This is a genomic window from Synechocystis sp. PCC 6714 (assembly GCF_000478825.2).
Lineage (GTDB): Bacteria > Cyanobacteriota > Cyanobacteriia > Cyanobacteriales > Microcystaceae > Synechocystis.
The window spans coordinates 2,163,926-2,188,184 of sequence record NZ_CP007542.1 but is presented as its reverse complement, the minus strand read 5'-3'; the positions used below and the strand labels follow the sequence as shown (position 1 = coordinate 2,188,184).

General features: G+C 48.9%; 22 protein-coding genes. 12 read left to right on the top strand and 10 right to left on the bottom strand.

Annotation, left to right across the window (positions count from 1 at the left end; translation table 11 throughout):
- Positions 1–54 precede the first annotated feature (54 nt).
- From D082_RS10060 to D082_RS10045, 4 genes are all read left to right on the top strand, one after another.
- On the top strand, positions 55–987 hold the full coding sequence (locus D082_RS10060) for a cation diffusion facilitator family transporter (RefSeq protein ID WP_028947797.1): 933 nt from the start codon (positions 55–57) through the stop codon (positions 985–987).
- 101 nt (positions 988–1,088) lie between these two features.
- Complete coding sequence (psb34, locus tag D082_RS10055; protein ID WP_028947798.1) at positions 1,089–1,274, top strand: photosystem II assembly protein Psb34; 186 nt, start codon at positions 1,089–1,091, stop codon at positions 1,272–1,274.
- A 100-nt stretch (positions 1,275–1,374) separates the two neighbouring features.
- The gene (locus D082_RS10050; RefSeq protein ID WP_028947799.1) at positions 1,375–1,818 is read left to right on the top strand and encodes a DUF29 domain-containing protein; all 444 of its coding nucleotides are present in this window, start codon (positions 1,375–1,377) and stop codon (positions 1,816–1,818) included.
- A 25-nt stretch (positions 1,819–1,843) separates the two neighbouring features.
- Positions 1,844–3,184 carry a GTP-binding protein gene (locus D082_RS10045; RefSeq protein ID WP_028947800.1) on the top strand — a complete coding sequence of 447 codons (1,341 nt, stop codon included), beginning with the start codon at positions 1,844–1,846 and terminating at the stop codon, positions 3,182–3,184.
- 25 nt (positions 3,185–3,209) lie between these two features.
- Here D082_RS10045 and D082_RS10040 read toward each other — a convergent pair whose 3' ends face one another.
- Positions 3,210–3,731, bottom strand: coding sequence for a photosystem I assembly protein Ycf3 (locus D082_RS10040; protein WP_010872764.1), 522 nt, complete (start codon positions 3,729–3,731; stop codon positions 3,210–3,212).
- 165 nt (positions 3,732–3,896) lie between these two features.
- Between D082_RS10040 and D082_RS10035 the strand changes: the two genes are divergently transcribed.
- The 3 genes from D082_RS10035 (at position 3,897) to D082_RS10025 (ending at position 7,310) form a co-directional block, all read left to right on the top strand.
- Positions 3,897–4,307, top strand: a complete 411-nt coding sequence (locus tag D082_RS10035; protein ID WP_028947801.1) for a pre-16S rRNA-processing nuclease YqgF — start codon at positions 3,897–3,899, stop codon at positions 4,305–4,307.
- A gap of 13 nt (positions 4,308–4,320) precedes the next feature.
- The gene (locus D082_RS10030) at positions 4,321–5,436 is read left to right on the top strand and encodes an ABC transporter permease (RefSeq protein WP_028947802.1); all 1,116 of its coding nucleotides are present in this window, start codon (positions 4,321–4,323) and stop codon (positions 5,434–5,436) included.
- Positions 5,437–5,621: 185 nt separating this feature from the next.
- A complete protein-coding gene (locus D082_RS10025) occupies positions 5,622–7,310 on the top strand; it encodes a SulP family inorganic anion transporter (RefSeq protein WP_028947803.1) in 1,689 nt (562 codons plus the stop codon).
- On the opposite strand, the gene D082_RS10020 is transcribed toward D082_RS10025, so the two are convergent.
- Entirely contained in the window at positions 7,265–9,808 is a 2,544-nt protein-coding gene (locus D082_RS10020; protein WP_238546683.1) for a PAS domain S-box protein, read from the bottom strand. The two genes, D082_RS10025 and D082_RS10020, sit on opposite strands and share 46 nt — an antisense overlap.
- A 612-nt stretch (positions 9,809–10,420) precedes the next feature.
- Between D082_RS10020 and D082_RS10015 the strand changes: the two genes are divergently transcribed.
- On the top strand, positions 10,421–12,874 hold the full coding sequence (locus D082_RS10015; protein WP_028947805.1) for a GH116 family glycosyl hydrolase: 2,454 nt from the start codon (positions 10,421–10,423) through the stop codon (positions 12,872–12,874).
- A 104-nt stretch (positions 12,875–12,978) separates the two neighbouring features.
- Here the strand turns inward: D082_RS10015 and D082_RS10010 are convergent, their stop codons facing one another.
- A complete protein-coding gene (locus D082_RS10010; protein ID WP_028947806.1) occupies positions 12,979–14,445 on the bottom strand; it encodes an LCP family protein in 1,467 nt (488 codons plus the stop codon).
- Between the two features lie 336 nt (positions 14,446–14,781).
- On the opposite strand from D082_RS10010, the gene D082_RS18580 reads away from it, so the two are divergent.
- The gene (locus D082_RS18580) at positions 14,782–14,931 is read left to right on the top strand and encodes a hypothetical protein (protein ID WP_158506508.1); all 150 of its coding nucleotides are present in this window, start codon (positions 14,782–14,784) and stop codon (positions 14,929–14,931) included.
- A gap of 27 nt (positions 14,932–14,958) precedes the next feature.
- On the opposite strand, the gene D082_RS10000 is transcribed toward D082_RS18580, so the two are convergent.
- Positions 14,959–16,137, bottom strand: coding sequence for an LptF/LptG family permease (locus tag D082_RS10000; RefSeq protein ID WP_028947808.1), 1,179 nt, complete (start codon positions 16,135–16,137; stop codon positions 14,959–14,961).
- Between the two features lie 352 nt (positions 16,138–16,489).
- Here D082_RS10000 and D082_RS09995 point away from each other — a divergent pair, with 352 nt between their 5' ends.
- The gene (locus D082_RS09995) at positions 16,490–16,783 is read left to right on the top strand and encodes a hypothetical protein (protein WP_238546682.1); all 294 of its coding nucleotides are present in this window, start codon (positions 16,490–16,492) and stop codon (positions 16,781–16,783) included.
- An 86-nt stretch (positions 16,784–16,869) separates the two neighbouring features.
- Here the strand turns inward: D082_RS09995 and D082_RS09990 are convergent, their stop codons facing one another.
- Positions 16,870–17,181, bottom strand: a complete 312-nt coding sequence (locus D082_RS09990; RefSeq protein WP_028947809.1) for a hypothetical protein — start codon at positions 17,179–17,181, stop codon at positions 16,870–16,872.
- A gap of 150 nt (positions 17,182–17,331) precedes the next feature.
- Here D082_RS09990 and D082_RS17750 point away from each other — a divergent pair, with 150 nt between their 5' ends.
- Complete coding sequence (locus tag D082_RS17750) at positions 17,332–17,475, top strand: chlorophyll A-B-binding protein (protein ID WP_038530698.1); 144 nt, start codon at positions 17,332–17,334, stop codon at positions 17,473–17,475.
- A gap of 154 nt (positions 17,476–17,629) precedes the next feature.
- Complete coding sequence (gene nspC, locus D082_RS09980) at positions 17,630–18,778, top strand: carboxynorspermidine decarboxylase (RefSeq protein WP_238546681.1); 1,149 nt, start codon at positions 17,630–17,632, stop codon at positions 18,776–18,778.
- 116 nt (positions 18,779–18,894) lie between these two features.
- Here nspC and D082_RS09975 read toward each other — a convergent pair whose 3' ends face one another.
- The 5 genes from D082_RS09975 to D082_RS09955 form a co-directional block, all read right to left on the bottom strand.
- Positions 18,895–20,676, bottom strand: coding sequence for an NFACT family protein (locus D082_RS09975; protein ID WP_028947811.1), 1,782 nt, complete (start codon positions 20,674–20,676; stop codon positions 18,895–18,897).
- A 104-nt stretch (positions 20,677–20,780) separates the two neighbouring features.
- Entirely contained in the window at positions 20,781–21,179 is a 399-nt protein-coding gene (gene gcvH / locus D082_RS09970) for a glycine cleavage system protein GcvH (RefSeq protein ID WP_028947812.1), read from the bottom strand.
- A 93-nt stretch (positions 21,180–21,272) separates the two neighbouring features.
- Complete coding sequence (locus tag D082_RS09965; RefSeq protein ID WP_238546680.1) at positions 21,273–22,169, bottom strand: M23 family metallopeptidase; 897 nt, start codon at positions 22,167–22,169, stop codon at positions 21,273–21,275.
- A gap of 48 nt (positions 22,170–22,217) precedes the next feature.
- Entirely contained in the window at positions 22,218–23,669 is a 1,452-nt protein-coding gene (gene gatA, locus D082_RS09960; protein ID WP_028947814.1) for an Asp-tRNA(Asn)/Glu-tRNA(Gln) amidotransferase subunit GatA, read from the bottom strand.
- A gap of 129 nt (positions 23,670–23,798) precedes the next feature.
- Entirely contained in the window at positions 23,799–24,050 is a 252-nt protein-coding gene (locus D082_RS09955) for an RNA-binding protein (RefSeq protein WP_028947815.1), read from the bottom strand.
- Between the last annotated feature and the right edge of the window lie 209 nt (positions 24,051–24,259).

Here is a 24,259-nt window from a genome sequence, read left to right as displayed (position 1 = left end):
TTCAACCAGCCTAATTTGCTAGCCACTGTCTTTTAGTCTTAATTTTTGAACCCAATGACCGCCCGTATCGCCCGTCCCTATGCGGTTCTTTCCATCGGTGCGGCCTTGGCCACCATGGGTTTGAAGTTGGGGGCCTACGCCATCACTGGTTCCGTAGGCCTGTTGTCCGATGCGCTGGAATCCACTGTGAATCTGGCTTCGGCGATCATGGCCTTTTGGGCCCTGTCTTTGGCGGCGACCCCAGCGGATTTCGAACACCCCTTTGGCCATAGTAAAGCGGAATACTTTTCCAGTGGCCTAGAGGGGGCTTTTATTCTGGTGGCGGCCTTTGGTATCGGTTACAGCGCAGTGGAACGTTTGCTCAGCCCCCAACCTTTGGAGCAAAGTATCCTCGGTATTGGTCTGGCGATCGCCGCCACTGGGATTAACGGGGTAGTGGCTTGGATTTTGATGGGGACTGGCAAAAGATTAAATTCCATTACCCTGCGGGCCGATGCCTATCATCTGTTGACGGATGTGTGGACTTCGGTAGGGGTGGTGGTGGCGGTAGTGTTAATTTTTTTCACTGGTTGGCAATGGTTAGACCCCCTCATTGCCCTAGGGGTGGGCCTCAATGTGCTTTGGACTGGGGTTAATTTACTCAGGGAAACCATCTCCAGCTTAATGGATCAATCTTTGCCCCCGGCCCAACTGCAGGAAATCACTAACTGTTTTTTGCCCTACGAAGACCAAGGAGTTCGTTTTCATTTATTGCAAACTAGACAGGCCGGCTCCCAGTCTTTTATCTCCTTCCACATCCTGGTGCCAGGGCATTGGACTGTTCAACAGGGCCATGATCTCTGTGAATCCATCGAAACGGCGATCGCCGAACGCATTGCTGGTTCCAGGGTGACTACCCATTTAGAACCCCTGGAAGACCCTAAATCTTGGCAACATCCCGATGAATTTCCCCCATCTCCCCCTTTAGACCAGGACAAGCCCGATTAGGTTTTGGGGTATTATGCAAAAACTTGGCTCCGGCAGATTCCGGCCCCGGGTAGCATAACAAACTTTTTTGTCCCTTGCGACGACAGGAGAACCTTTAAAATATGAACAAATATACTAAAGACGATGATGGACGGCTGAATAATTTTGCCGTCGAACCCAAGATCTATGCGGCCGATGCCCCCAGCAAAGCCGACAAACGGAATTATTTGATTATGGCGGCCATTACCGTTGTTCTGGTGGCGGGGCTAATTGCAGTGGCGGTGGTGGCTTCGGGAGCAAGCACTTAATAGTCCAATTAATCTAATCTTGGAGCATCGCCATCGTCGGTTTATTTCTGCGGTGGCCGGTGAGCTTTTAGGGGTGAGTTAAAGCAGAGGAAGAAAAAGCATGGGGCAACAAACCGCGACTCTGTACGATACCGATTTCAATCTTTGGATTGAGCAAACCGTGGGTCAGCTTAAACAGGGTGATTGGCAATCCCTGGATTTAGAGAATTTGATTGAAGAAATAGAGTCCATGGGTCGCAGTGATAGGCGGGAAGTTAAAAATAGGCTTATCGTTTTAATTACTCATTTGCTTAAATGGTGTTATCAGCCGAAAAAGCGCTCTAACAGTTGGACAGCGACTATTAACGAACAACGCCGTCAGCTAGACTTGATTACCGGCGATAGCCCTAGTTTGAAGCCGTTTTTGGCCGATCATTTTCCCGATTGTTATCAAGTTGCCCGTAGGGATGCGGCCAGGGAGACATCCTTACATCTCTCGAACTTTCCGGTGGATTGTCCCTTTTCCCTGGCGGAAGTCCTTGATGCAGAATTCTTTCCCGATTAGTTTTTTCCGTAATTCCCGTAGCTGAATGAGTTCTTTTGTCCCTGATTCTGCCCTCTCTGCGGCGATCGCCAGCATCCAACAATCCTTAAATTGGTATGCCAGCCAGCGTCGCCATTGGAACTACCCCCCTAATCCGGAATTGCAGGGGGCGGTGCGGCAGGACATTCAAGCCATGAATCAAGCCCTGGCCAAATTAGAGCAAAGGATCTTTAAAATTGCTGCCTTTGGCTTGGTCAGCCGGGGCAAGTCCACTGTCATTAATGCTTTGTTGGGGGAAAAACGCCTGGAAACAGGGCCTCTCCACGGCGTAACCCAATGGCCCCAATCGGTGCGGTGGTCCAGTAACGACAAAATTCAAATTGATTTAATTGACACGCCAGGGTTGGACGAAATTGCCGGGGGAGCTCGGGCCGCCATGGCCCAAACCGTAGCTCAACAGGCAGATTTAATTTTGTTTGTCATTGCGGGGGATATTACCCAAACGGAATTTATAGCTCTCCAGACATTGCGCCGGGCCCAAAAACCTCTGCTGCTGGTATTCAATAAAATTGATTTATATCCAGAGCAGGATCAAGGACAAATTTTTGAGCAGTTACAGGCCCTAACGCCCCCCGGAGAGGATACTCCTATTTTTTCGCCCCAGGACATTGTCTTGGTTTCCGCCGATCCCCCCCCTATCCCGGTGCGGCTGGAATATGGCGATCGCCCAACGGAGGAACGGTGGGAAAAACCGGAACCCCAACTGGACCAGCTACGGCAGAAAATTTTTACCATTCTCAACCGGGATGGCAGTCAACTATTGGCCCTTAATGCCCTGCGCCAGGTGGAACAGGCAGAACAAAATATTGCCACTAAAACCATTCAGATCCGTACCGCTGAAGCAGATCAGCTGATTAGTAAATATATGCGCTATAAAGCCCTGGCGATCGCCGCGAATCCCATCGGCTTGTTGGATTTGGCCGCCAGTTTAATCACCGACTTGTTGCTAATTCGAGGCTTAGCTCGGCTTTACGGTTTGCCCATCACCAGCCACGAAGCGGGACGCATTTGGAAAAAGGTGCTGATCGGTTCCGGCGGCATTTTATTGAGCCAATGGGTATCAGCTTTATTTTTAGGCTTACAAAAAACCGTCAGTCTTTTTGAAAACCCCGGTAACCTAGCAGCCTATGCTGGCGGAGCAGTACTCCAGGGAGGAGTGGCCGCCTACAGTACTTACATTGTTGGGGAAGGAACAAAAATTTATTTGGCCCAGGGGGCCAGTTGGGGCAATACCGGCACCAGCACGGCGATCGCCAAAATCCAAAATTCTGCTCCTCCGGAAAGTATGCTCAGGCGGTTGGTCGATGGAGTGGATAATCCTAGTTGAACGGAGTAGACGGAGTTAGGAAAAGTTAGAAAAATACGTCCATTTCCGATCGCCCGGTGATCTTGAGCCAGTTTTGGGCCTCAATGTAATTGTTGGGGGCTAGACGTATGGCTTGTTTCCAATACTCCGCCGCCTTATCAAACAAATTTTCTGCGTCGTCCTCCTGCCCTGCTTCCTTGGCCTTTTCCCCTTGAAAATGGTAGATCACGGCAATGTTATTCAACGCCGAAGGCATTTTCGGGTTTAGTTCAATGGCTTCTTGATAAAGTCCCAAGGCTTTTTCATGGTCACCGTTACTGGCGTGGATCAGGGCCATGTTATAGAGAATGTAACTGCGGTCATTGGGATTTTCCTCCAACCGTAACGCCTCTTCGTAGTTATCCAGCGCCTCTGCGTATTCCCCGTCCGCCTGGGCTGACATGCCATCCCGATAGTAAACAAAGGCTTCCTTGGCTTTTTGGTTAGTGGGCAGAATTTTTAGGATAATGTCCGCCATAACGGTAAAGGACTTATCAATGAAGTTATCGTTACGTTGGGTACGGGGCATAGTTATTCAATGATTTTCTCTGGCATCCATTCTAATCTAATGCGTTGGGGCTAATGGCGATCGCCAGAGTGAGATTGTCTGGGTCATTTTCTAGAAGATTTAGGGCCTAACGGCTACCATGGAGCGTTGGTCTAGCTGAAAAATCAAGAAAAATTGAGAAAAGTTATGAATTATTTGGGATTTGATCCCGGTCGGGATAAATGTGGGGTGGCTGTCATGACCGGCGATCGCCAGATTTTGTACCATGCCACAGTGCCCTCGCAAACGGTGTCCCAACAGTTACCTGCCCTATGTGAGCAATATCAGGTGGGGCAAGTGGTGATGGGCAACCAAACCACCGCCAAACAATGGCAAAAACAATTAAAAAGTTATCTCCCCCCGGCCATGGCCTTAACGTTGGTGGATGAAAAAAACAGCACCGTGGAAGCGAGGCAGAGATATTGGCAAATGTATCCCCCCCAAGGGTTAGGGCGCCTAGTGCCCCTAGGTTTGAGAACTCCTCCCCGGCCGGTGGACGATATTGTTGCTATTTTGTTGATTGAACGTTATCTGGATGTGGATAGCGGCCGTTGCTAGGGGATAAATCTTTATGGATTGGTGGAAAAAACTGCGGCGCAATAGCCTGGCCCGTTGGGGGTCAATTTTACTCTTATTCTTTTACATTGCTGTCATTGGGGCAGATATTTTTGCTCCTTATAATCCCTACAACGCCCAAGTAGATGGTTCCCTATTACCCCCGACCCAAATCCATTGGCGATCGCCGGAGGGGAGATGGATTGGCCCCACGGTCTATCCCACCCGTCAGTTACCCACGGATCTAGCAACGGGATTAAGGCCTTTAGAGATAGATTTTAATCAACCGTCCCCAGTGCGCTTCTGGGTCAAAGGGGATAGTTACGTTTGGGGACAAATTAAACTGCCCTTACCGCCCAGTTTTACCCCAGTGGAAATTTTTTCCGGCATCCAAGGCGATCGCCATTTAATTGGCACCCTAGGCCCGGGCAAGTTGAATTTTCTCGGCACCGATGAACAGGGGCGAGATCAATTCAGTCGTCTCCTCTTTGGGGGCCGCATTAGCTTATTCATCGGCCTGGTGGGCATTACCATTTCCTTTCCCCTCGGCATGCTGGTGGGAGGAGTGGCGGGCTACTTTGGCGGCTGGCTAGACGTTGTTCTAATGCGCCTAGTGGAGGTGCTAATGACCATTCCTGGTATCTACCTGTTGGTGGCCTTGGCCGCAGTGTTGCCCCCCGGCTTAAGCAGTGCCCAAAGGTTCTTACTCATTGTGGTGATCACATCCTTTATTAGTTGGTCAGGATTGGCTAGGGTAATTCGAGGCCAGGTACTTTCCCTTAAACAACAGGAATACGTCCAAGCGGCCCAAGCCATGGGCGCTGGTTCAGGGCGAATTATTGTGCGCCATATTTTGCCCCAAACCGCCAGTTACATTATCATCTCCGCAACTTTAGCGGTGCCCAGCTTCATTGTGGCGGAATCCGTACTGAGCTTAATTGGCCTGGGTATTCAACAACCGGATCCCAGTTGGGGAAATTTACTTTCCATTGCCACTAATGCTTCTGTACTAGTATTGCAACCTTGGCTAGTCTGGCCCCCAGCTTTGCTGATTATTTTGACAGTGTTAGCTTTCAACTTAGTGGGGGATGGTTTGCGAGATGCCCTAGATCCCCGTAGTTTGAGCCGGTGAAACCATTATTGTTCCTCCCTTTGACTTTGATAAGTTTCCCTTAGCCCTAACCATCGGTAATTTATGGGGCTTGAGTTTATCCACATCATTGCCTGAATTGAAAAGCACCCCTAGAATATCCTCTATGGAAATCTATTTTTAATAGACTAAAGACTATGACTAACCCATTTTTTGGGAATTGAATAATGCAGATAACAAATAAAATTCACTTTAGGAACCTGCAGGGGGACATTTTCGGCGGCTTAACAGCGGCGGTTATTGCTCTGCCCATGGCCCTGGCCTTCGGAATTGCCTCTGGGGCGGGGGCAACGGCGGGACTCTGGGGAGCTGTAATTGTCGGCTTTTTTGCGGCCCTGTTTGGCGGTACCCCCACCTTAATTTCCGAGCCGACGGGGCCCATGACAGTGGTACAGACGGCAGTAATTGCTAGTTTGGTGGCGGCGGATCCGGAAAATGGCATGGCTATGGCCTTCACCGTGGTCATGATGGCGGGATTATTCCAAATTGCCTTTGGTTTTCTCAAGCTGGGCAAATACGTCACCATGATGCCCTACACGGTCATTTCCGGTTTTATGTCCGGCATTGGCATTATTCTGGTGATTTTGCAGTTGGCTCCTTTTCTGGGCCAGGCTAGTCCCAAAGGGGGCGTCATTGGAACCCTGCAGGCTCTACCAACCCTGGTGACCAATGTCAGACCGGTGGAAACCCTACTGGCCTTGATGACGGTGGGCATTATTTGGTTTATGCCTTCGAAATGGAAAAAGTTTGCTCCGCCCCAGTTAGTTGCTCTGGTGTTGGGCACCATCATTTCCGTCACCATATTTAGTGATTTAGATATTCGTCGCATTGGTGAGATCCAAGCGGGCTTACCGGCTTTGCAATTGCCCCTGTTTCAACCGGATCAAATCCAGAGAATGCTGATTGATGCCGCGGTGCTGGGGATGTTGGGCTGTATTGATGCCCTGTTGACCTCGGTGGTGGCGGATAGTTTGACCCGTACAGAACATGACTCCAATAAAGAATTAGTCGGCCAAGGCATTGGCAACCTCATGTCCGGTTTGTTTGGGGGCCTTGGGGGAGCGGGAGCCACCATGGGAACAGTGGTGAATATCCAGTCCGGTGGTCGCACAGCCCTGTCGGGTTTAATTCGGGCCATGGTGCTGTTGGTGGTAATTTTGGGTGCAGCTAACTTGGCCGCCACCATTCCCCTAGCAGTATTGGCGGGCATCGCCTTCAAGGTGGGGGTGGACATTATTGATTGGGGCTTCCTGAAACGGGCCCACCACGTCTCCATCAAGGGGGCGTTGATCATGTACGCGGTCATTGCCCTGACGGTGTTGGTGGATCTGATTGCGGCGGTTGGTATTGGAGTATTTATTGCCAATATTCTCACCATTGACCGCATGAGTGCGCTGCAGTCTAAATCAGTCAAAAGTATTACCGATGCCGATGATGAAATTCTCCTTTCCCCCAATGAAAAACGTTGGTTGGACGAAGGCAATGGCAGGGTTTTACTTTTCCAACTCAGTGGTCCGATGATTTTTGGTGTTGCCAAGGCGATCGCCAGGGAACATAATGCCATTAAAGAATGTGCGGCCATTGTTTTTGATGTCAGTGATGTGCCCCATTTGGGAGTAACCGCTTCCCTGGCTTTAGAAAATGCTATCGAAGAGGCGGCGGAAAAAGGTCGAGCGGTGTACATTGTCGGAGCGGCGGGCCAAACTAAACGGCGCTTGGAAAAACTCCAGGTATTTCGTTTTGTGCCCGAAAGTCATTGCTATGGCGATCGTTCTGAGGCCTTGAAAAATGCCGTGCTGGCCCTGGGACCCTACGAAGATTCTTCGGCCAGTTCTTCAGTCCAAACCACGTATTGATTTCTGCCCCGACGTTTTGCTTCGTACAGGGCCTGATCTGCCTGTTCAATGATGGCCCTGGGGTAATTTTCCCGGGAAGGATACTGGGTGCTAATGCCCAAACTAACGGTGATTTGATCACTGATGGCCGAACCGGCATGGGCGATCGCCAATTGGGCAATGGCATCGGTAACTCTTTCCGCCACTGGTAGAACCCCATCCCCACTGGTTTCCGGCAGTATAATGGCAAACTCTTCCCCCCCAAAGCGGGCAAGTAAATCCGCTGGACGACTAACAACCCGTCGTACCCCATGGGCTACCTTGATTAAACAGTTGTCTCCTTCTGGGTGGCCATAGTAATCGTTGTAGTTTTTAAAATAATCAATGTCAAATAAAATTAACGACAATGGCTGTTGGGAGCGAGATAATCTACGCCATTCCTGTTTGATGCGGATATTGAAACAGCGACGGTTGGCAACCTTTGTGAGTCCATCAATGTCCACCAACTGACTCAGCTTTTTATTAAATCTTTCCAGACGAATCTGAGCTTTTTGAAGAATTTTCTCAGCATTTTCTGCCCTTTCTTTTTCTGTGACTAATAGATATTCTTTTTCTTTTTGTTCGGTAATGTCTTTAATGTAACCGTGCCAAATAGTTCCCCCATCACTTTGCCGTTGTGGTGTGGCATGGCCCAGCACCCAGATAATTCTTCCATCGGGAAAACAAACTCGATACTCATGATGCCAAGGGGTTAAAGTGGCCGCTGACCTGTAAATTGATTGGAAAATTTCCTCTACCTCATCTGGATGGAGCACTTTTAATAATCCGTCAGAACTTTCCAGCATTTCCTCAGGGGTAACACCATAAATATCACGGATGCCTTCACTGGCGTAGGGAAAGTGAAAAGTTCCATCGGGGCGCATCCTAAACTGATAAATAACCCCAGGAATATGACGGGCTAACTCCCGTAAACGCTGTTCCAATTCTCGTAAATCAGTGACGTCAGCGGAGATGCCTAATAAATATTGAATTCGACCTAGATCATTAAAAATAGGAATTTTCTTGGTGTGTAAAATTCGTGGGCCCAGGATGCGAGTTTGGATAGTTGCCATTGGAATATTTTTAACTTGCCCGGATAGCAAAACCTCCTGATCCTCTTGATAAAACCAGTCAGCTTGCTCCTGGGGGAATAGGTCGTAATCATTTTTCCCTAGTACCTCCTCTTTGCTACAGCCAATCAGGTTTTCTCCGGTTTTATTTAATTCTAAATACTTTAAAGTTTCTGCATCTTTAACAAAAATCATATCAGGAATATTTTCTACAATGGAAGCAAGGAAGCTTTTGATTTTTTGCAGTTCAAGCTCTGCTTCTTTGCGTTGGGTAATATCCTGGGCTGTCCCTAAAGTTTGCCAGACTGCCCCTGTTTCGGTGCGACTGAATACTAAGTCCCGGCTCAGCAGCCAACGCCACTGACCTTGGGCATTTTTGACTCGGTACTCAATTTCGATCATTTCTCCATCGGCTAAAGTGGAGCACTTTTCCACTGCGGCTAAAACCCGAGATAAATCCTCTGGATGGCAGATATTGATAAATAAACTAGCCCCCATGGCTTTGATTTGCTCAGGGGAATAACCAAGAATTTCCGCAACGGAGCGATTACTATAGGCATTGGCTTGTTTAATATGATCATAAATATAAAGAAGGCTAGGGGTTGCTTCGGCAATACTTTCAATGAATTTTTGACTTTTTCTTAATTCCAATTGGGTTTCTTTCAAGGCAGAAATATCCCGACCAACGGACTGAATTTCAAGTAAGTTGCCCCTTTCGTCAAAAATGCCTTGGTTAATCCATTGGGTGTAGCCCACCACTGCCTCCGCCCTTTGATCCCGATTCTCATTAATGAACTGGGATTGCTCTGGCCTTAAGGAAGCGATTTTCTCCATTACTCCTTTGAGGTCTTCCTCCTCAACAAAATCCAGCCATCGCAAACCAATTACTTCCGAGAGGGAAAGACCCAGAGCTTGGCAAAGGGCATCATTGGCAAAGGTTATGGTGGTATCCGGTTGGGAGCGCAAAATAAAATCCGTTTGACTTTGCACCACCTGTTGATACAACTCCCTGGAGCCCTGGAGTTCTTCCCTGGCTTGTTCCAGGGATTTTTGTAGACCCACGGCCATTCGATTAAATGTACTAAATAATTGCTGAATTTCGGCAATGGGAATGTCCTCGGATATTGGCCGATGCCAATGACCTTGTCGTAGGTTGTGAATGGTGTCAGTTAGCCTTTGTAGGGGTCTGGCAACTGAGTGGGCAATGTAGAGGCTAACTAGGACAGGAATTAAAAAAATGACAATGGCAAATAACAGGAAAAGCTGGCGATCGCCGTCCAATTGGTTTAAAAAATTAAATTTCGGCGCAAATATCAACACCAACACCCCGGCCCCGACAATTTGGAGCACAAAGGGGAAAACCGAGACCCAGTGCAACGAAATTTGCCATTTAGGGGGGGGAACACTCAATTTGGTTCAGAGGAAACGTTTAAACAAATACCTGCAGACGCCCATAGTCTACCGTTATGCAATCATTATCTTACTTAATTTATTTTCTGGGTGATCGCCCCTATGCCCTTGGCCAGTGGGCAAGTATAAATTTTTGTATTAACTTTTAGTTTATTTAAGGCAAAAAATCTTTCTTTCATCAGTCTGGCTAAAAAAATAAAGATATAATCAATCAAAGTAAAATTGAGACGACTAAAGTCTTTGCCAAAGACGCTTTTAGCTCTGGTAATGTCTTACTTTCAATTAAATCAACTATATATATCAAATAAATTTGCACGGTGTTTAAATCTCCTTAGTTGACTGATTTTTTGATGAATTTGTTATGGAATTAAATGCTTACTCCCTATTTTTTAGCCCTAACCACCGATGCCGGTAATGGCAGATCTTTCCCCTCATATCACCTTATATTCCCCCTATGATACATTTGAAAAGTTCCTTTACTCCGACTCACCCATGGCCGCCATTGATGGGGAAGAATGTCGATAGAAAAACGTCGTACCTTCCCCCATTCGCCCTATTCCATTACCATGATGCGGACAGCTGATCAGCCAAATTTATCGCCCCTGCCCCCAAATGTCCCTGCTAGTCCAAAAACCAGAAATTCCATCCTGTGCTTGGCAACGACCCATTGGTAAAGATTGGGAAAAGCCCTACACCGTACGCTATGCCAGTAACCTTGACGATGGCCCCGACCACGGCATGCCCCTAGGGGGGTTTGGGGCCGGTTGCATCGGGCGATCGCCAACGGGGAAATTTAACCTCTGGCATTTGGATGGGGGCAACCATATTTTTAAAAACTTGCCGGCTTGTCAGTTCAGCGTTTACGAGCAGGTAGAAGGGGAACAAGCCCAAGCCTACGCCATGGCCACCGAAGCTCCGGAAGATGGTAGTCTCAGCCGTTGGCAATGGTATCCCAAAGAAAAAGGACAATACAGCGCCCTCTATCCCCGTAGTTGGTATGAATATCAGGGCGTTTTTAAAAGTGAACTGATTTGTGAGCAATTTTCCCCGGTGTGGGGCGGAAACTATCAAGAAAGTAGTTATCCCCTAGCGGTTTTTGATTGGACTGTCCACAATCCCACCGATAAGCCCATTACCCTGAGCATTATGCTCACCTGGCAAAACAGTGTTGGTTGGTTTACCAATGCCATCAAATCCCCCACTGTCAAATTGCGGGATGACGGTAGCCCGGAGTATGAGTATCAACCCCGCTGGGGGGATAGTACGGGGAATTTTAACCAATGGATCCAGGATGGTTTCCGGATCGGTTGTCTTTTTAATCGAGTGCAACCCCACGATGCTCTCCGGGAAGGGGAAGGGCAAATGTGCATCGCCAGCGTCAGCAATCCCAGTGTAGAAGTGTTTTACCATAACCGTTGGAATCCCAGTGGCGATGGCTCGGCAGTGTGGGACTGGTTTGCCGGGAATGGTTCCCTACCGGATATTCAAGACGAAACCGCAGCGGAACCGGGGGAACAAATTGCTGGGGCATTCTGTTTGCGCTTCACTGTGCGACCGGGAAAAACAAAGAAAATTCCTTTCCTGTTGGCCTGGGATTTGCCCATTACGGAATTTGCCCAGGGGGTGACCTATTACCGGCGTTATACGGATTTCTACGGCCGCAACGGCAAAAATGTCTGGTCCATGATCCGCACGGCTTTGAAACATAGCGATACTTGGCGGAAAAAAATTGAAGCTTGGCAAGCCCTCATTCTGGAAAATCCTCGTTTACCGGATTGGCTAAAAATGTCCCTATTCAACGAGTTATATCTATTGACCCAGGGGGGAACTTTATGGACTGCGGCCACGGAAAATGATCCGGTGGGGCAGTTCGGGGTCTGTGAATGTATGGATTACCGCTGGTATGAAAGCTTAGACGTGCGGCTTTACGGCTCCTTTGGGTTGCTGATGCACTGGCCAAAACTGGAGAAGGCGGTGATGTTGGCCTTTGCTCGGGCCATTCCCACCGAAGATCCAAAGGAACGGGTCATTGGTTATAATCTTTCCCTCGCCCCCCGCAAGGTCAAAAATGCCACGCCCCACGATTTGGGAGCGCCCAATGAGCATCCCTGGGAAAGGAGCAATTACACCGCTTACCAGGATTGTAATTTGTGGAAGGATTTAGGCAGTGATTTTGTTCTGTTGGTGTATCGAGATTTTCTCCTATTACCCGATGCCGATGGGGAATTTTTAGGAGAATGTTGGCCCAGCATTGTGGCAGCGTTGGATTATCTGAAAGGATTTGATCTTGATAACGATGGTATTCCCGAAAATTCCGGCGCACCGGATCAAACCTTTGACGATTGGCGGTTACAGGGTATTAGTGCCTATTGTGGTGGTCTTTGGATTGCGGCCCTAGAAGCCGCTTTGGTTATGGGTAAATACCTCTTGGACAACCCTCCCCAACAAACCCATTTAGATCCCGGGGATATGGCAATGGCGATCGCCAAATATCAGCAATGGTTAGCCCAAGCCCGGAGTTTATACCACGACACCCTATGGAATGGGGAATATTACAACCTGGATAGCCAAAGCGGTTCCCAAGTGGTGATGGCCGATCAACTCTGTGGGCAATTTTATGCCCGGTTATTAGATCTGCCGGACGTGGTGGAAAATCAGTACGCGGAAAAGGCTTTAGCAAAGGTTTATGATACCTGTTTCCTTAAATTTGCCAACGGTCAGCTAGGGGCGGCCAACGGTCTTTTGCCCGATGGTTCCCCCCAAAATCCCAACGATACCCATCCTTTGGAGGTGTGGACAGGTATTAATTTTGGTTTGGCGGCCTTTTTAATTCAAATGGGCAAAAAAGAGGAGGCGCTGACCATGACAGAAAAAGTTGTTAACCAGGTTTATGGCAACGGCTTACAATTCCGTACCCCGGAGGCGATCACTGCTGTGGGGACTTTCCGAGCTAGCCATTACCTGCGGGCCATGGCCATTTGGGCTGTGTATGGTTTACTGGAAGGCTTTGCTAATTTACCCATCGCCCCAGAGGATGACGAGGTGCCCACTGGCGATTTTTATTAAAACCCATGGCACGGGAATACCGCTGGATTGATCCGTAGGGAGCGTCATTAAACAATCAATCTTGAACACGAAAAAATAGACATATCCCCAGGGAATCTTTACGTCTAGAAACCAGGTTCTCCAGATTGCGGCTGGGGGGAAAGATTGTCCGTTGTGGCGGGGTTTTGCAACCACTGATTAATATCCAGACCTACTTGGATAGTTAAATCTGAACCCAAATCGCCGACGGAGGAAGCCTCCACCACACCACCTCCTAGGGTTTGTTGGAGATAATGGGCCCCGTCCAAATCCCCCCGCTGGACCAAAATTTTTGTCTCCGCCAATAACTGAGGTGATTCCGAGGTCTCATAAAAATTACGAAAATCCTTGGCAAGTAAATATTCTTTGACCCGCTCCAATGCCTGGGGATCGTCAGTGGCGTTTTGCAGGGCAATGCGTAATCTTTCCGGCGATCGCCCGGGGGTCTCCGCCCAGGTGGGAACTTCTTCAATCACATCAAAATAATTCCTCAGCACCTGCCTTTTGCCCGCATCGGACATGACCCAATAACTGCGCCCATCAAATTCCGACTCTTGACTGAAACGCCCCGGTAACATCACCATCTGTACTTCCTGGCGATCGAGCTGACGGCCAAAATTAACCAAGGCGAGGATTTCTTCCATGGTCAGATTAGTATCAACGGTTTTGTGCATAATGCCAATGGCTTTGGGAATGCGGGCGATCATACTGGGATGGCTAAGGCGATTTTGCAACGCTTTCAGTAGGGTTTCCTGCCGTTGTACCCGACCAATATCCCCGTTGGCGTCGTAGCGAAAACGGACAAATTGCTCTGCCTGTTGCCCATTGAGGGTTTGTAAGCCAGCGGGCAAATCAATCAACAACTGCTGGGTTTTATCCTCATAAAACATGGGGCGGGGCACAAATACTTCTACCCCTCCCACCAAATCCACCAATTCTTGTAATGCGTCGGTGGTAACCCTGACATAGCGGTCGATGGGGACTTCCCCCAAGTTGCGATTAATCACTCTCGCCGCCAATTGGGGGCCGCCATAGGCATTGGCGTCATTGATTTTGGTATAGCCTACATCGGGAATAAAAACCCTAGTGTCCCTGGGAATGGAGAGCAATTTCAGACTATTCTCCCGGGGATCAAACCGCACCAACAGCATGGTGTCACTGCGGCCACCAAACTCATCCACATTTGGTTCCGCTTCCGTCGGCTCCACCCGGTCAATGCCCATGACCAAAATATTGATTGGACGACTGATGTGATAGGGAAATAGGTCTCCCTGACTCTGTTCCAATGCACCGGATTGCCCCGGCACAATTTGCTGAACTAGGCCCCTAGTCCAGGGGGAAAAAAAGCCGATACCCACACCGGCGATCGCCGCTACGGTGGCGGTCAAAGTTACCAAACCACCCCAAACTAAGCCCTTGCCCAGGGGAGGAAAACCCCTTTTGGGGCGGGGACGTCCCCCGGGGGAACCAGTGCCGCTGTTGGGTCGATAATGGGAACGAACCTTGACTGTGCTGGAGGACTGCAACGAAGCAGACTCGGTACCATTCGTCATACAACCTCAACACCACACTGATTTGTTAACAAGCTGAAACTTAACCTATACAGATAACACCAAAGAGCCCATTGTTCCACTGGTCAACCCCAGACAACAACGGTCCTGGAGGAAATTATTGAGTATTTTTGCTTAACCTAACAGTGGGGAAAGTTACCGTTTTGCCGGATTCTTGTTCGTTTTCCCCTAGGATGCCCTGGTTGCATCTAGTTAAACCGATACTTTAGGGCAATGCAGGATGGTCAGTCACAAAAATCGTCACAAAAGTTTGTGTTTTTTCATCGAAAAAGCAGTATAATGCCCTCGCTTGATAAAACCCTTTATAAAAATACCTTCATGAGTAAATCTGCCGTTCTTGCCAAGCCAGTAGGCGATCACCAAAAACAAGTTTACCAAACGCCCCAACAGGTACAATATCTCTACCTTGAAGCGGAACTGAATGTGCTTCTGCGCCAGCTCCAGACCTGTGGACAAAAAGAAGACTAGGGCTGGAAACTGGACATCGGAACAACTTCAACGCAGGCGGGAAGATTGCACCAGCAGAATGGTGCCCGCAATCAGTCCGAGGATGTTGGGGAACCAAGCGGCAGTGATGGGGTCCAGTGCTCCCCAAATCCCCATGGACTCACTCAGGAAAGAAAGTAGGTAATAGAAGAAAATTAGACCCACACAGATGCCAAAGCTGGTGGCCTTGTTGGTGTTTTGCGGCCGGACCCCGATCGCCGCCCCGATGAGGCCAAACACAAAGCAGACAAAGGGCAGAGCATATTTCTTTTGGATGCGGACTTCCAGCTTACGGACTTTTTTGTCATCCCCACTTAGGCGTAGTACTTCCAGGTAGCGGCGGGACTGGGCAATGGTCATTTCTCCGTCCTTGCGTTCCTGACTAGCTAAATCTAGGGGAGCCCGGGGCAAAGCCAATTGTTGGTGACGGAAACGGACAATATTGCGGTAAGAGCCATCGGGGGCAATGAGGTACACTGTGCCATCGTAAAAATCCCAAGTATTTTCAGAAATATTCCAACTGGCCCGCTCCGCTGTCAGCACTTGATTAACTCCGCTCTGGGTACGGTCGAGGATGGTTAGCCCCGTCATATCACTGCCGTTGAACTCTTCAGCATAGAACAATCGCTTCAAAATAGTCTTTTCATTGCCATCTGGCTGGCGCACTGGGCCATATTCCGGATAAATAATATTTTGTTCCTGGCGGGGGGGGCGGTCTTCGTTCACAGCCCGATCCAACGTGGCCAAAGCTTCGTAGCTCGCCGCCGGAGTAATGCGGTCGTTAAAAATAAAGGCAATGCCCGTAACTATCATGCCAAACAGTAAGGCCGGCACCACCAGACGATAAATGCTCACCCCAATGCTACGCAGGGCAATCAATTCACTGTCACTGGACAAACGGCTATAGGCCATCAAACTTGCCAACAGCATGGACATGGGAAATGCCAGCACGACAAACTCCGGCATCTTTAAGAAGAGAATCTTCACCGCAATGTCCATGGGAAGTCCCGATTCCGTCACCCGTCGCACCAGGTCAAATAGGGTGCCAATGGATAGGGCCAGGGACGTGAACATGCCCATGCCAAAAATGAAGGGCAGGAACAGTTCCACAAACAGGTACCGATCCATGACGGAAAGGCGGGGCAAAGGAATTTGAAATCTACTTTGTTTGAAGGTGCCAACGGCCATAGTCAAAAATAAAAAGTTAGGGCAAATAATATCTAATTCAGCCTAGGTTGGGAAAATAGTAAAAATTCGCGGTTTCCACCATACCAAGCATAGGGTAAGGGCAACGGAGCGGGCGGGCCCCTTTCCAGAGCTTAATCAAGAACTTGGCCAAAGGGGTCCCGGGGGATGACAGTTCAATCATGGCTGACTAATGGAAGTTGGGTTACGGCCATGGGTATCATTACATGGCTTATTTTCCTTGCTTTGTTTGGGATTTACTGAGGCTACCTTAAAGACTAGCAATCAGTTCTATTGGCTGGGGCTATAATTGACAGTAAATTCCTCAAAATTTGAAAAATTAATGGTATTGCCGATGAAATTAATTTTAAAATCCCTAATTCTAGGGTTATCCTTAGCATTAACCACCTTTACTCCCTTTTATGGAGCATTTGCCCAAACCATGACCGGCACTGCGGCTCCGCAAATTAGCCCTGAAAAACTAGAAGTGCTCGAAAAATTGGGTGCGATTCTTGATGAGCAACAGAAAGGTAAACTCGAAGCTGGTTTGGCCCAGGGCCAAGAAGTTAAAGCTATTTTGCCAACTCTCAATTTGTCCCCCCAACAAAAAATTCAGGTTCTCAAAGTCCTAGAATCGGTCAAAAAATAGGCAAGTTGGTTGTTCCCATGGCCCTAAACCCCAGGCAAACTAATAGGGGGGCCGCTGGGAGGGGGAGGAAAACTCTCCCAATCGAACTAATAATGGCGATCGCGTTCCAGATCAAAAATTGCCTTTTCCCAATACCAGTTCTCCGGGCGATCGGGATGCTTGGCCCGCAGATTTCGCACTAACCTCTCCGCTATTTGGGCATTACCGGCAATGCGGATTAGATCTCGCCGCAATCTACCGGGAACCCTAGTGGATGTTGAACGGGAATTGTCAATGGCCTGTTGAAACCCCGATGATCGCCGTCGTCCTCTGCTCCAGGAAATTTTTCGACCTGCCCTATGTCTAGCCCACCAGAACAGCCCCAGCAATAGGGCGATCGCCAGGATTGTAGACAACATCACTTCATTCCCCCAGGGATATGTAACTCCTGTTCGAGCCTAACATCATCCTTCCGTCGGCTTTTTCACCACAGACTTGCTATTCACGCAATACTCTGTTACATTTATTTACATAGACAACCCTCCCAGCTCGTAACAACATTCTTAACCATGAACAACGAAAACTCTAAATTTGGATTCACCGCTTTCGCCGAAAACTGGAATGGCCGCTTGGCTATGATCGGCTTTTCTTCCGCTTTGATCCTTGAGCTTGTTTCTGGTCAAGGTGTGCTCCACTTCTTCGGCATTCTCTAAATATTTAACTATATTTAACTTTTTTCAGGTTTTTTCGCCCAGAGCATTGTGAACCCATAGCTCCGGCAACCTCCGTTAATCTCAAGACTTGATTGGGCTACTGTTTTAACAGTAGTCTTTTTTCTTTGTTCTAGCTGGAGTGAGCAGTTTCAAGGTGAGTATCGTCCAAAAGCCGGTTTTATCTAGCCTACCTTCCCCCTGTTTTGTGCTGGAAGAGGAATTGTTGCAACGTAACTTAGAGGTTTTTGAGCGTCTGCAAAGGTCCGCTCCCATCGAAGTGATGTTGGCCCTCAAAGGTTTTGCCCTCTTTCACTGTTTTCCTTGGTTGCGATCCGGTCTGGCTGGAGCCTCCGCTAGTTCCCTATGGGAAGCACGGCTGGCGGCGGAGGAATTTGGCAAGGAAGTGCACGTTTATGCCCCCACCTATCGCCCTGATGATTTGCCAGCCATCATTCCCTTGGCTAGCCACATAACCTTTAATTCCCTGGGCCAGTGGCAGAGATATGGAGATTTACTCCAAGGGACAAAAGCAAAGGCGGGTTTACGAATTAATCCGGAATATTCGCCAGTGCAAACGGATCTTTACAATCCCTGCGTGCCCGGTTCTCGATTGGGGGTTCAGGGGGCAATGTTAGCGGGGAGTCTGCCAGCAGGTATTAGCGGTTTTCTCTCCCATAATCTCTGTGAAAGCGATCATTTAGCGCTTGCAAAAACCTTGGCCCAAATTGAAAAATTATTTGGTCAATATTTACCCCAAATTGAATGGTTAAACCTAGGCGGCGGACATTTAATGACCAGCCAAGGCTATGACGTGGACTATGCCATTGAAGTAATTAGGGAATTCCACCAACGCCATCCCCATCTGCGGTTGATTATGGAGCCGGGGTCGGCGATCGCCTGGCAGACAGGGTTTTTAATTAGTACAGTGGAGGATTTAATTGCCACGCCGGAATTTACCCACGCCATGCTGGATGTTTCCTTCACTGCCCATATGCCAGACTGCTTGGAAATGCCCTATCGGCCAGAAGTAAGGGGAGCTAGGATTCCTAAAAAGGGAGACAAAGTTTATCGTCTGGGGGGTTCCAGTTGTCTAGCAGGGGATTTTCTCGGGGATTATGCCTTTGATCAGCCTCTGCAGGTAGGCGATCGCCTAATTTTTGAAGATATGATGCACTACACCATGGTCAAAACCACCACCTTTAATGGGGTACACCATCCCGCCATTGGTTGCCTGCGGCGATCGGGGGAGTTTGAGCTGTGGCGAACTTTTGGCTATGAAGATTACCGCAACCGTCTTGGTTAAGCAATTAAGCAAATTAGTATAGTCATTTTTAGTAAGACTGAGACATTCAAATTCACCGAAAAGCTTGTCAATAAAGACTTAAGCAGTCTCGCAATTATTTGAAATGACTATAATTGTTAACTTTTAGCCAATTCCAAATTAATGGCTCCCGGTTTACCCCAAATAACGGTTTCCTGTTGATAAATCACCATGCCCGGCTTACTGCCCTTGGGTTTAAACACATATTTAGGCTCGGTATAAACCACGGGTACCTGTTCCTCCCCCCGTCCCCGGCTGTAATAGGCCGCCCAGTCCGCCGCTGATTGCAGATCCCGGTCTTCGGCGATCGCCCCTGGGGGTAACCGCAGTAGAACATGACTACCGGCAATTTCCTGGGCGTGGAACCACAGGTCATACTCGGTGGCAACCCGAAAGGTAAGGTAATCATTTTGACGATTGTTGCGACCAATCCAGACCGGAAAACCAGAGGGGGTTAACACCTGTTGGGGCTGAAAAGTCTCCGTTTCCTTACGGCGGGGACGGCTATGGCCCAGGGTCAAATAGTTTTGTTCCGCCAACTCATCCCGGATTTCCGTTAACGTTTGCCAGTCGGTGAGATTATCAAATTTCGTTAGAGCCTGCACACTAGTTTCCACCTGGGTCAGGTAGGCTAACTCCTGCTTAACTGCCGCTAATAAGGGTAGAATCGCCGCTTCAGCCCGGTTCAGTTTTTGTTGTTGTTTATAAAGGCGCTGGGCATTTTGGATCAGGGTTTTATCCGGTTGCAGAGGAATGGTGACGGGGGATTGATCGGTAAAATCCGGCAAAGTGATGGAGTTTAAACCCGGTTGCCCTTGGTGGAGGTAAGCCATCAACAAATCCGCCTGCTGTTGATATTGTTGGGCATTGGCCGCCGCCGCTAACCGTTGTTTAAAAGTGTCAGCTTTTTGTTGTAGTTTAGCAATTAAGTTAGCCAATTTTTGTTGAATTTGATGGCGCAATTGTTGGAAATCTTCTCTTCCCAACTCTGTTCGGTAATATTCACTGATAAGTTGATTAATGGGTAATGTATCGGCAGTTTGCTGCGGTGGAACTGCATCAATTTTTTTGACTTCGTTAACAACAGAATTTTTTCCCAATACCGTGTAACCAGAGGATATTTTTTTCCCTTGAAAATCTGATTTTTCCAGTCTTTGTAGCCAATTTTGCCAAGCAGTAAAAAGACTTTGCCATTGCTCGCCGGTTAAATTTTGGTTATTAATCTGGGAATCAAGACCCGCTTGATTTAATAAGCTTCGTACCACCATGGGACTGACTCCCCGGTAACTTTTGAGCAATTGTTTACTTAACAAACCCGGAATTAACTGTACCCGTTCCTGCCAATTACTAAAACTTTCCGTCAACGAGGGGGGCGTGGCCAATAAGGCCGGTGGAGGTTGATAGGGTTGTCCCGTTTGCACTGTTCTAACCCGAGATTGTTGGGCGTTAACTTGGTGAGCTACAGTAATAATTTGCTCTTGGGCATCGGTCAAAATCAGATTGCTATATTTGCCCATCACCTCCAAAAAAAGATGGTATAGAGGTTCATCCCCCGGCCGTTTGGCGATCGCCAGGTCAATGACCCGTTCCCAGGGTTGCAGGGGTTCTAAGGAAATCAACGCTAGACCCTTGAGCTGATGCCGCAGTTGATCGCTAAAAGTAAACGTGTCCGGTTCCTGGGGCGGGGGAGTATCTAAACAAATCCTTGCTCCCTGGGGATGCCAGGCGAGGGTCAACCAACCCCGGTTTTCCAACGTACGTAGGGCTAAGGATAAACCATGGCGATCGTGCTGGTAAACTTGTTCGATGCGGGCGGGCAACCAATGGGGCTGGAGTTCAGCACAAATGGCCATCAGGGTGGTGTAATCAACGGATTGCATAATGATTTCCTGCCCTGTTGCTCAAAATACGTATTTCCTACCCGGGTCAAACCCCGGCCAAGCCATGGCTAAATGGCGATCGCCCAAAAAAAATGGTAGATGCTCTAATCCCCCGTTTCCAATGTTGCCCGGTAATCCCCAGCAGTTAGTAATCCTTCTTGGGCATCTTCCACATCATCCAGCCGCACTTTAATTAACCAACCTTCTTCGCCGTAGGGGTCTTGATTGAGCAATTCCGGCTGATCTTCCAAGGCTGTGTTTTTTTCGATCACAGTGCCCGTAACGGGGGAATATAAATCCGATGCGGCTTTAACCGATTCCACCGCCCCCATGGCCTGCTCAAATTCCACTTTGTCCCCTTCTTCGGGTAACTCCACAAAGACAATATCCCCCAACTCATCCACCGCAAAGGCACTCAGGCCAACGGTGGCCGTTTCCCCATCAAAGCGGACATACTCGTGGGAATCCAAATAATAGAGATCGTCGGGATGTTCCAGTTCCATGGCAAAACCGCTAAAGGTAACAGCGTTGCTAGTTTACCAAAAAGTACGGCGCTGAAAAGCCTTGGTCCCGGGCTTAAGGGGGAGAAAGATTTTTTAATTACGGGGTAAATGCAATTTGGGATCCTGGGCGGCCCAACCCACGGGGGACTGAACCCGCACTTCAAAATGGAGATGGGATTCGGCCATATCCGGTCGGCCAGTGCTGCCCACGTAGCCAATCACAGTACCAGGGGTCACCCTTTCCCCAGGACCTACCGCAAATCGAGCCAGATGAGCATAGCGGGTTTGGCGGCCATTACCATGGTCAATGACCACTAGAAAACCATAGGCTCCTTCTTGACTGACCAAAATTACCTCCCCAGCCGCGGCGGCCGTAACAGGGGTATCCAGAGGTGCCAACAGATCCACCCCACTGTGAAAAAAGGCATCTTGCCCTGCAGCTTGATTTTGCCAACCGTAATCTAAGCCAATTTTGGGAGTCGGTTGGATAGGCCATTGGGCCAAGCCCGTGTAGTTATCCACATTGCTAGGGGCATTGGCACTCCAACTGATGCCAGGGATAAAGGCACGACTGGGTTTTTCTGTGCAACCGTTGATTTCAAATAAAATATCTGCCCGCAAACCATAGGCAGAGGCCAAATCCCGCCAAGTGGCCCCCGCTGGTACGGAGACAAAACGACCGTTGAAAGGGGGAATCAAAATCGTCTGCCCTGGGGTAACTTGGCCACTGGACAACTGACTGTTAACACTGATGAGGGTGGCAGGCACCAGTTGATATTGGCCGGCGATGCTGTCAATGGTTTCCCCGGCTTTCACCACGTGGGGAGTCATTCTTTCGGTGATGGGTTCGGGACACAGGTCAGTGAGAGGAACGGTTAGCTCCTGGGCGGGACTACCACCGCAGAAAAAAGGCCCAAGGAGCAGGAACGCCGAGAGAAAGAAAATTATTTTCCTTGGCGATCGCCGTTGCCGTTTTGATTGCAGCTTCAATTTCAAAATATTGCTAGACCTGCGGAAAAGCAGCTGAACAATAAAATACTAGGCCGATAAATCCGGTTGGCGATCGTGCCATGTGGTGGCTTGTTCATAGGCATAGCCCACCCGGAACAGCATTTCTTCTCCCAGTGCATTACCCACCAACTGGAGCCCAATGGGCAAATTATTGTCGTCAAAGCCGCAGGGCACACTCATGGCCGGTAAACCAGCTAAGTTAACGGGAATGGTCATTAAATCGGATAGGTACATGCTGAGGGGATCGTCGGTTTTTTCCCCAGCTTTGAAGGCCGTAGTGGGGGCGGTGGGGCAAACCAGCACATCTACTTTGGTGAAGGCTTGATCGAAATCCTGTTTAATCAGGGTTCTTACCTTTTGGGCCTTGAGGTAATAGGCATCGTAATAACCGGCGGAGAGAGCATAGGTGCCCAGCATAATGCGCCGTTTGACCTCCGCACCAAAACCCTTAGCTCTGGTCTGAGTGTACATTTCCATCAAATTATCCGCCTCTGTCCGCAGGCCGTAGCGCACTGCGTCGTAACGGGCCAGATTAGCCGATGCTTCGGAAGGGGCAATGACGTAATAGGCCGCAATGCCGGAACGGAACCGGGGACAATGGATTTCCTCAATGGTGGCCCCCAATTCCTTCAGTTTGGCGATCGCCGTTTGCACTGCTTCATTGACCGTATCATCTAATCCTTCCCCAAAGGCATCCATAATCACCCCCACTTTCACCCCCTTTAAGTCTGGCTTGAGGGCTTGGGTGTAATCAGGGATAGGCACATTTAAACTGGTGGAATCCTTACTGTCGTAGCCGGCGATCGCCTGGAGCAGAATGGCCGCATCCTCCACCCGGCGGGCAAAGGGACCAATTTGATCCAAAGAGGAAGCATAGGCCACTAAGCCGAAACGGGAAACCAGGCCATAGGTGGGTTTCATGCCCACTACGCCACAGAGGGAAGCGGGCTGACGGATGGAGCCCCCAGTGTCAGAACCCAAAGCAATCAAACATTCATCGGCGGCCACGGCGGCGGCGGAGCCACCGGAAGATCCCCCCGGCACCCTGGTTAGATCCCAAGGGTTAGCAGTGACCTGGTAACCGGAATTTTCCGTGGAACTGCCCATGGCAAACTCATCCAGGTTGGTTTTGCCCACCATTACTGCCCCAACATTCTGTAACTTTGCCGTCACACTGGACTCGTAGGGAGGCACAAAACCCTGCAAAATTTGGGAAGCACAGGTGGTAACAATGCCCTTGGTGCAAAGATTATCTTTAATGCCAATGGGAATGCCCGCCAGTAAGTTAATGGGTTCCCCCGCTGCAATCTGGGCATCCACCCTTTCTGCCTGGGCGATCGCCTGGGGACCCGTCACCTGCAAAAAACTTTTTAACTTGCCTTCCAGTGCTTCGATTCTTGTCAAACTGGCCTGGGCAACGGCAACAGCAGAAATTTCTTGATCTATTAATTTTTGGTGCAGCGCACGAATAAGCGACATAGGGAAAGAGCCAGATTTACCTCCCCCAGTCTATCAGTAAGCTTGCCTAGCAAAAAAGGAAAGATGACTCAAGCACCTTCCCCTTCACAACGACTGAAATCTTTATAATTGAAGTAATTAGGCAAAAACTTAACGAGGGGTTCTCGGTCTTGCTTTATTAACTTTGAGATCCCGCCCCATCCATTCGGCTCCATCCAGAGCTTCAATGGCGGCCGCTTCTTCCGTTTCGGAAGACATTTCAACGAAACCAAAACCCCGCATACGACCAGTTTCCCGATCAGTGGGGAGTTGAACCCGCTTAACAGTGCCATACTCGGAGAAGACAGTTAAAACGTCATCTTCGGTGGCTTGATAAGAAAGGTTCCCGACATAAATGGACATAAATTAGCTCCAAAACCAGAGAAAAGAAAGAGAGTGGGTTTCGGAGAGAAGCCTGCTAAGCGTAACCATAAACAATGCACTAACACTCATAACAAGTGCGTCTACCGATCCTTAATCTCACTGGCTGATCATAGCACCTACCGCCAGAATTTGATGGCTAATTTGTCTAGATGTCTTCACAAGGGAGAATTTTAGCCAAAACCCTCCCT

Excerpts from the sequence above, each read along its gene's own strand:
- D082_RS10060 (WP_028947797.1), top strand. The coding sequence starts at position 55 with ATGACCGCCCGTATCGCCCGTCCCTATGCGGTTCTTTCCATCGGTGCG.
- psb34 (WP_028947798.1), top strand. The coding sequence starts at position 1,089 with ATGAACAAATATACTAAAGACGATGATGGACGGCTGAATAATTTTGCC.
- D082_RS10050 (WP_028947799.1), top strand. The coding sequence starts at position 1,375 with ATGGGGCAACAAACCGCGACTCTGTACGATACCGATTTCAATCTTTGG.
- D082_RS10045 (WP_028947800.1), top strand. The coding sequence starts at position 1,844 with ATGAGTTCTTTTGTCCCTGATTCTGCCCTCTCTGCGGCGATCGCCAGC.
- D082_RS10040 (WP_010872764.1), bottom strand. The coding sequence starts at position 3,731 with ATGCCCCGTACCCAACGTAACGATAACTTCATTGATAAGTCCTTTACC.
- D082_RS10035 (WP_028947801.1), top strand. The coding sequence starts at position 3,897 with ATGAATTATTTGGGATTTGATCCCGGTCGGGATAAATGTGGGGTGGCT.
- D082_RS10030 (WP_028947802.1), top strand. The coding sequence starts at position 4,321 with ATGGATTGGTGGAAAAAACTGCGGCGCAATAGCCTGGCCCGTTGGGGG.
- D082_RS10025 (WP_028947803.1), top strand. The coding sequence starts at position 5,622 with ATGCAGATAACAAATAAAATTCACTTTAGGAACCTGCAGGGGGACATT.
- D082_RS10015 (WP_028947805.1), top strand. The coding sequence starts at position 10,421 with ATGTCCCTGCTAGTCCAAAAACCAGAAATTCCATCCTGTGCTTGGCAA.
- D082_RS10010 (WP_028947806.1), bottom strand. The coding sequence starts at position 14,445 with ATGACGAATGGTACCGAGTCTGCTTCGTTGCAGTCCTCCAGCACAGTC.
- D082_RS18580 (WP_158506508.1), top strand. The coding sequence starts at position 14,782 with ATGAGTAAATCTGCCGTTCTTGCCAAGCCAGTAGGCGATCACCAAAAA.
- D082_RS10000 (WP_028947808.1), bottom strand. The coding sequence starts at position 16,137 with ATGGCCGTTGGCACCTTCAAACAAAGTAGATTTCAAATTCCTTTGCCC.
- D082_RS09995 (WP_238546682.1), top strand. The coding sequence starts at position 16,490 with ATGAAATTAATTTTAAAATCCCTAATTCTAGGGTTATCCTTAGCATTA.
- D082_RS09990 (WP_028947809.1), bottom strand. The coding sequence starts at position 17,181 with ATGTTGTCTACAATCCTGGCGATCGCCCTATTGCTGGGGCTGTTCTGG.
- D082_RS17750 (WP_038530698.1), top strand. The coding sequence starts at position 17,332 with ATGAACAACGAAAACTCTAAATTTGGATTCACCGCTTTCGCCGAAAAC.
- D082_RS09975 (WP_028947811.1), bottom strand. The coding sequence starts at position 20,676 with ATGCAATCCGTTGATTACACCACCCTGATGGCCATTTGTGCTGAACTC.
- gcvH (WP_028947812.1), bottom strand. The coding sequence starts at position 21,179 with ATGGAACTGGAACATCCCGACGATCTCTATTATTTGGATTCCCACGAG.
- gatA (WP_028947814.1), bottom strand. The coding sequence starts at position 23,669 with ATGTCGCTTATTCGTGCGCTGCACCAAAAATTAATAGATCAAGAAATT.
- D082_RS09955 (WP_028947815.1), bottom strand. The coding sequence starts at position 24,050 with ATGTCCATTTATGTCGGGAACCTTTCTTATCAAGCCACCGAAGATGAC.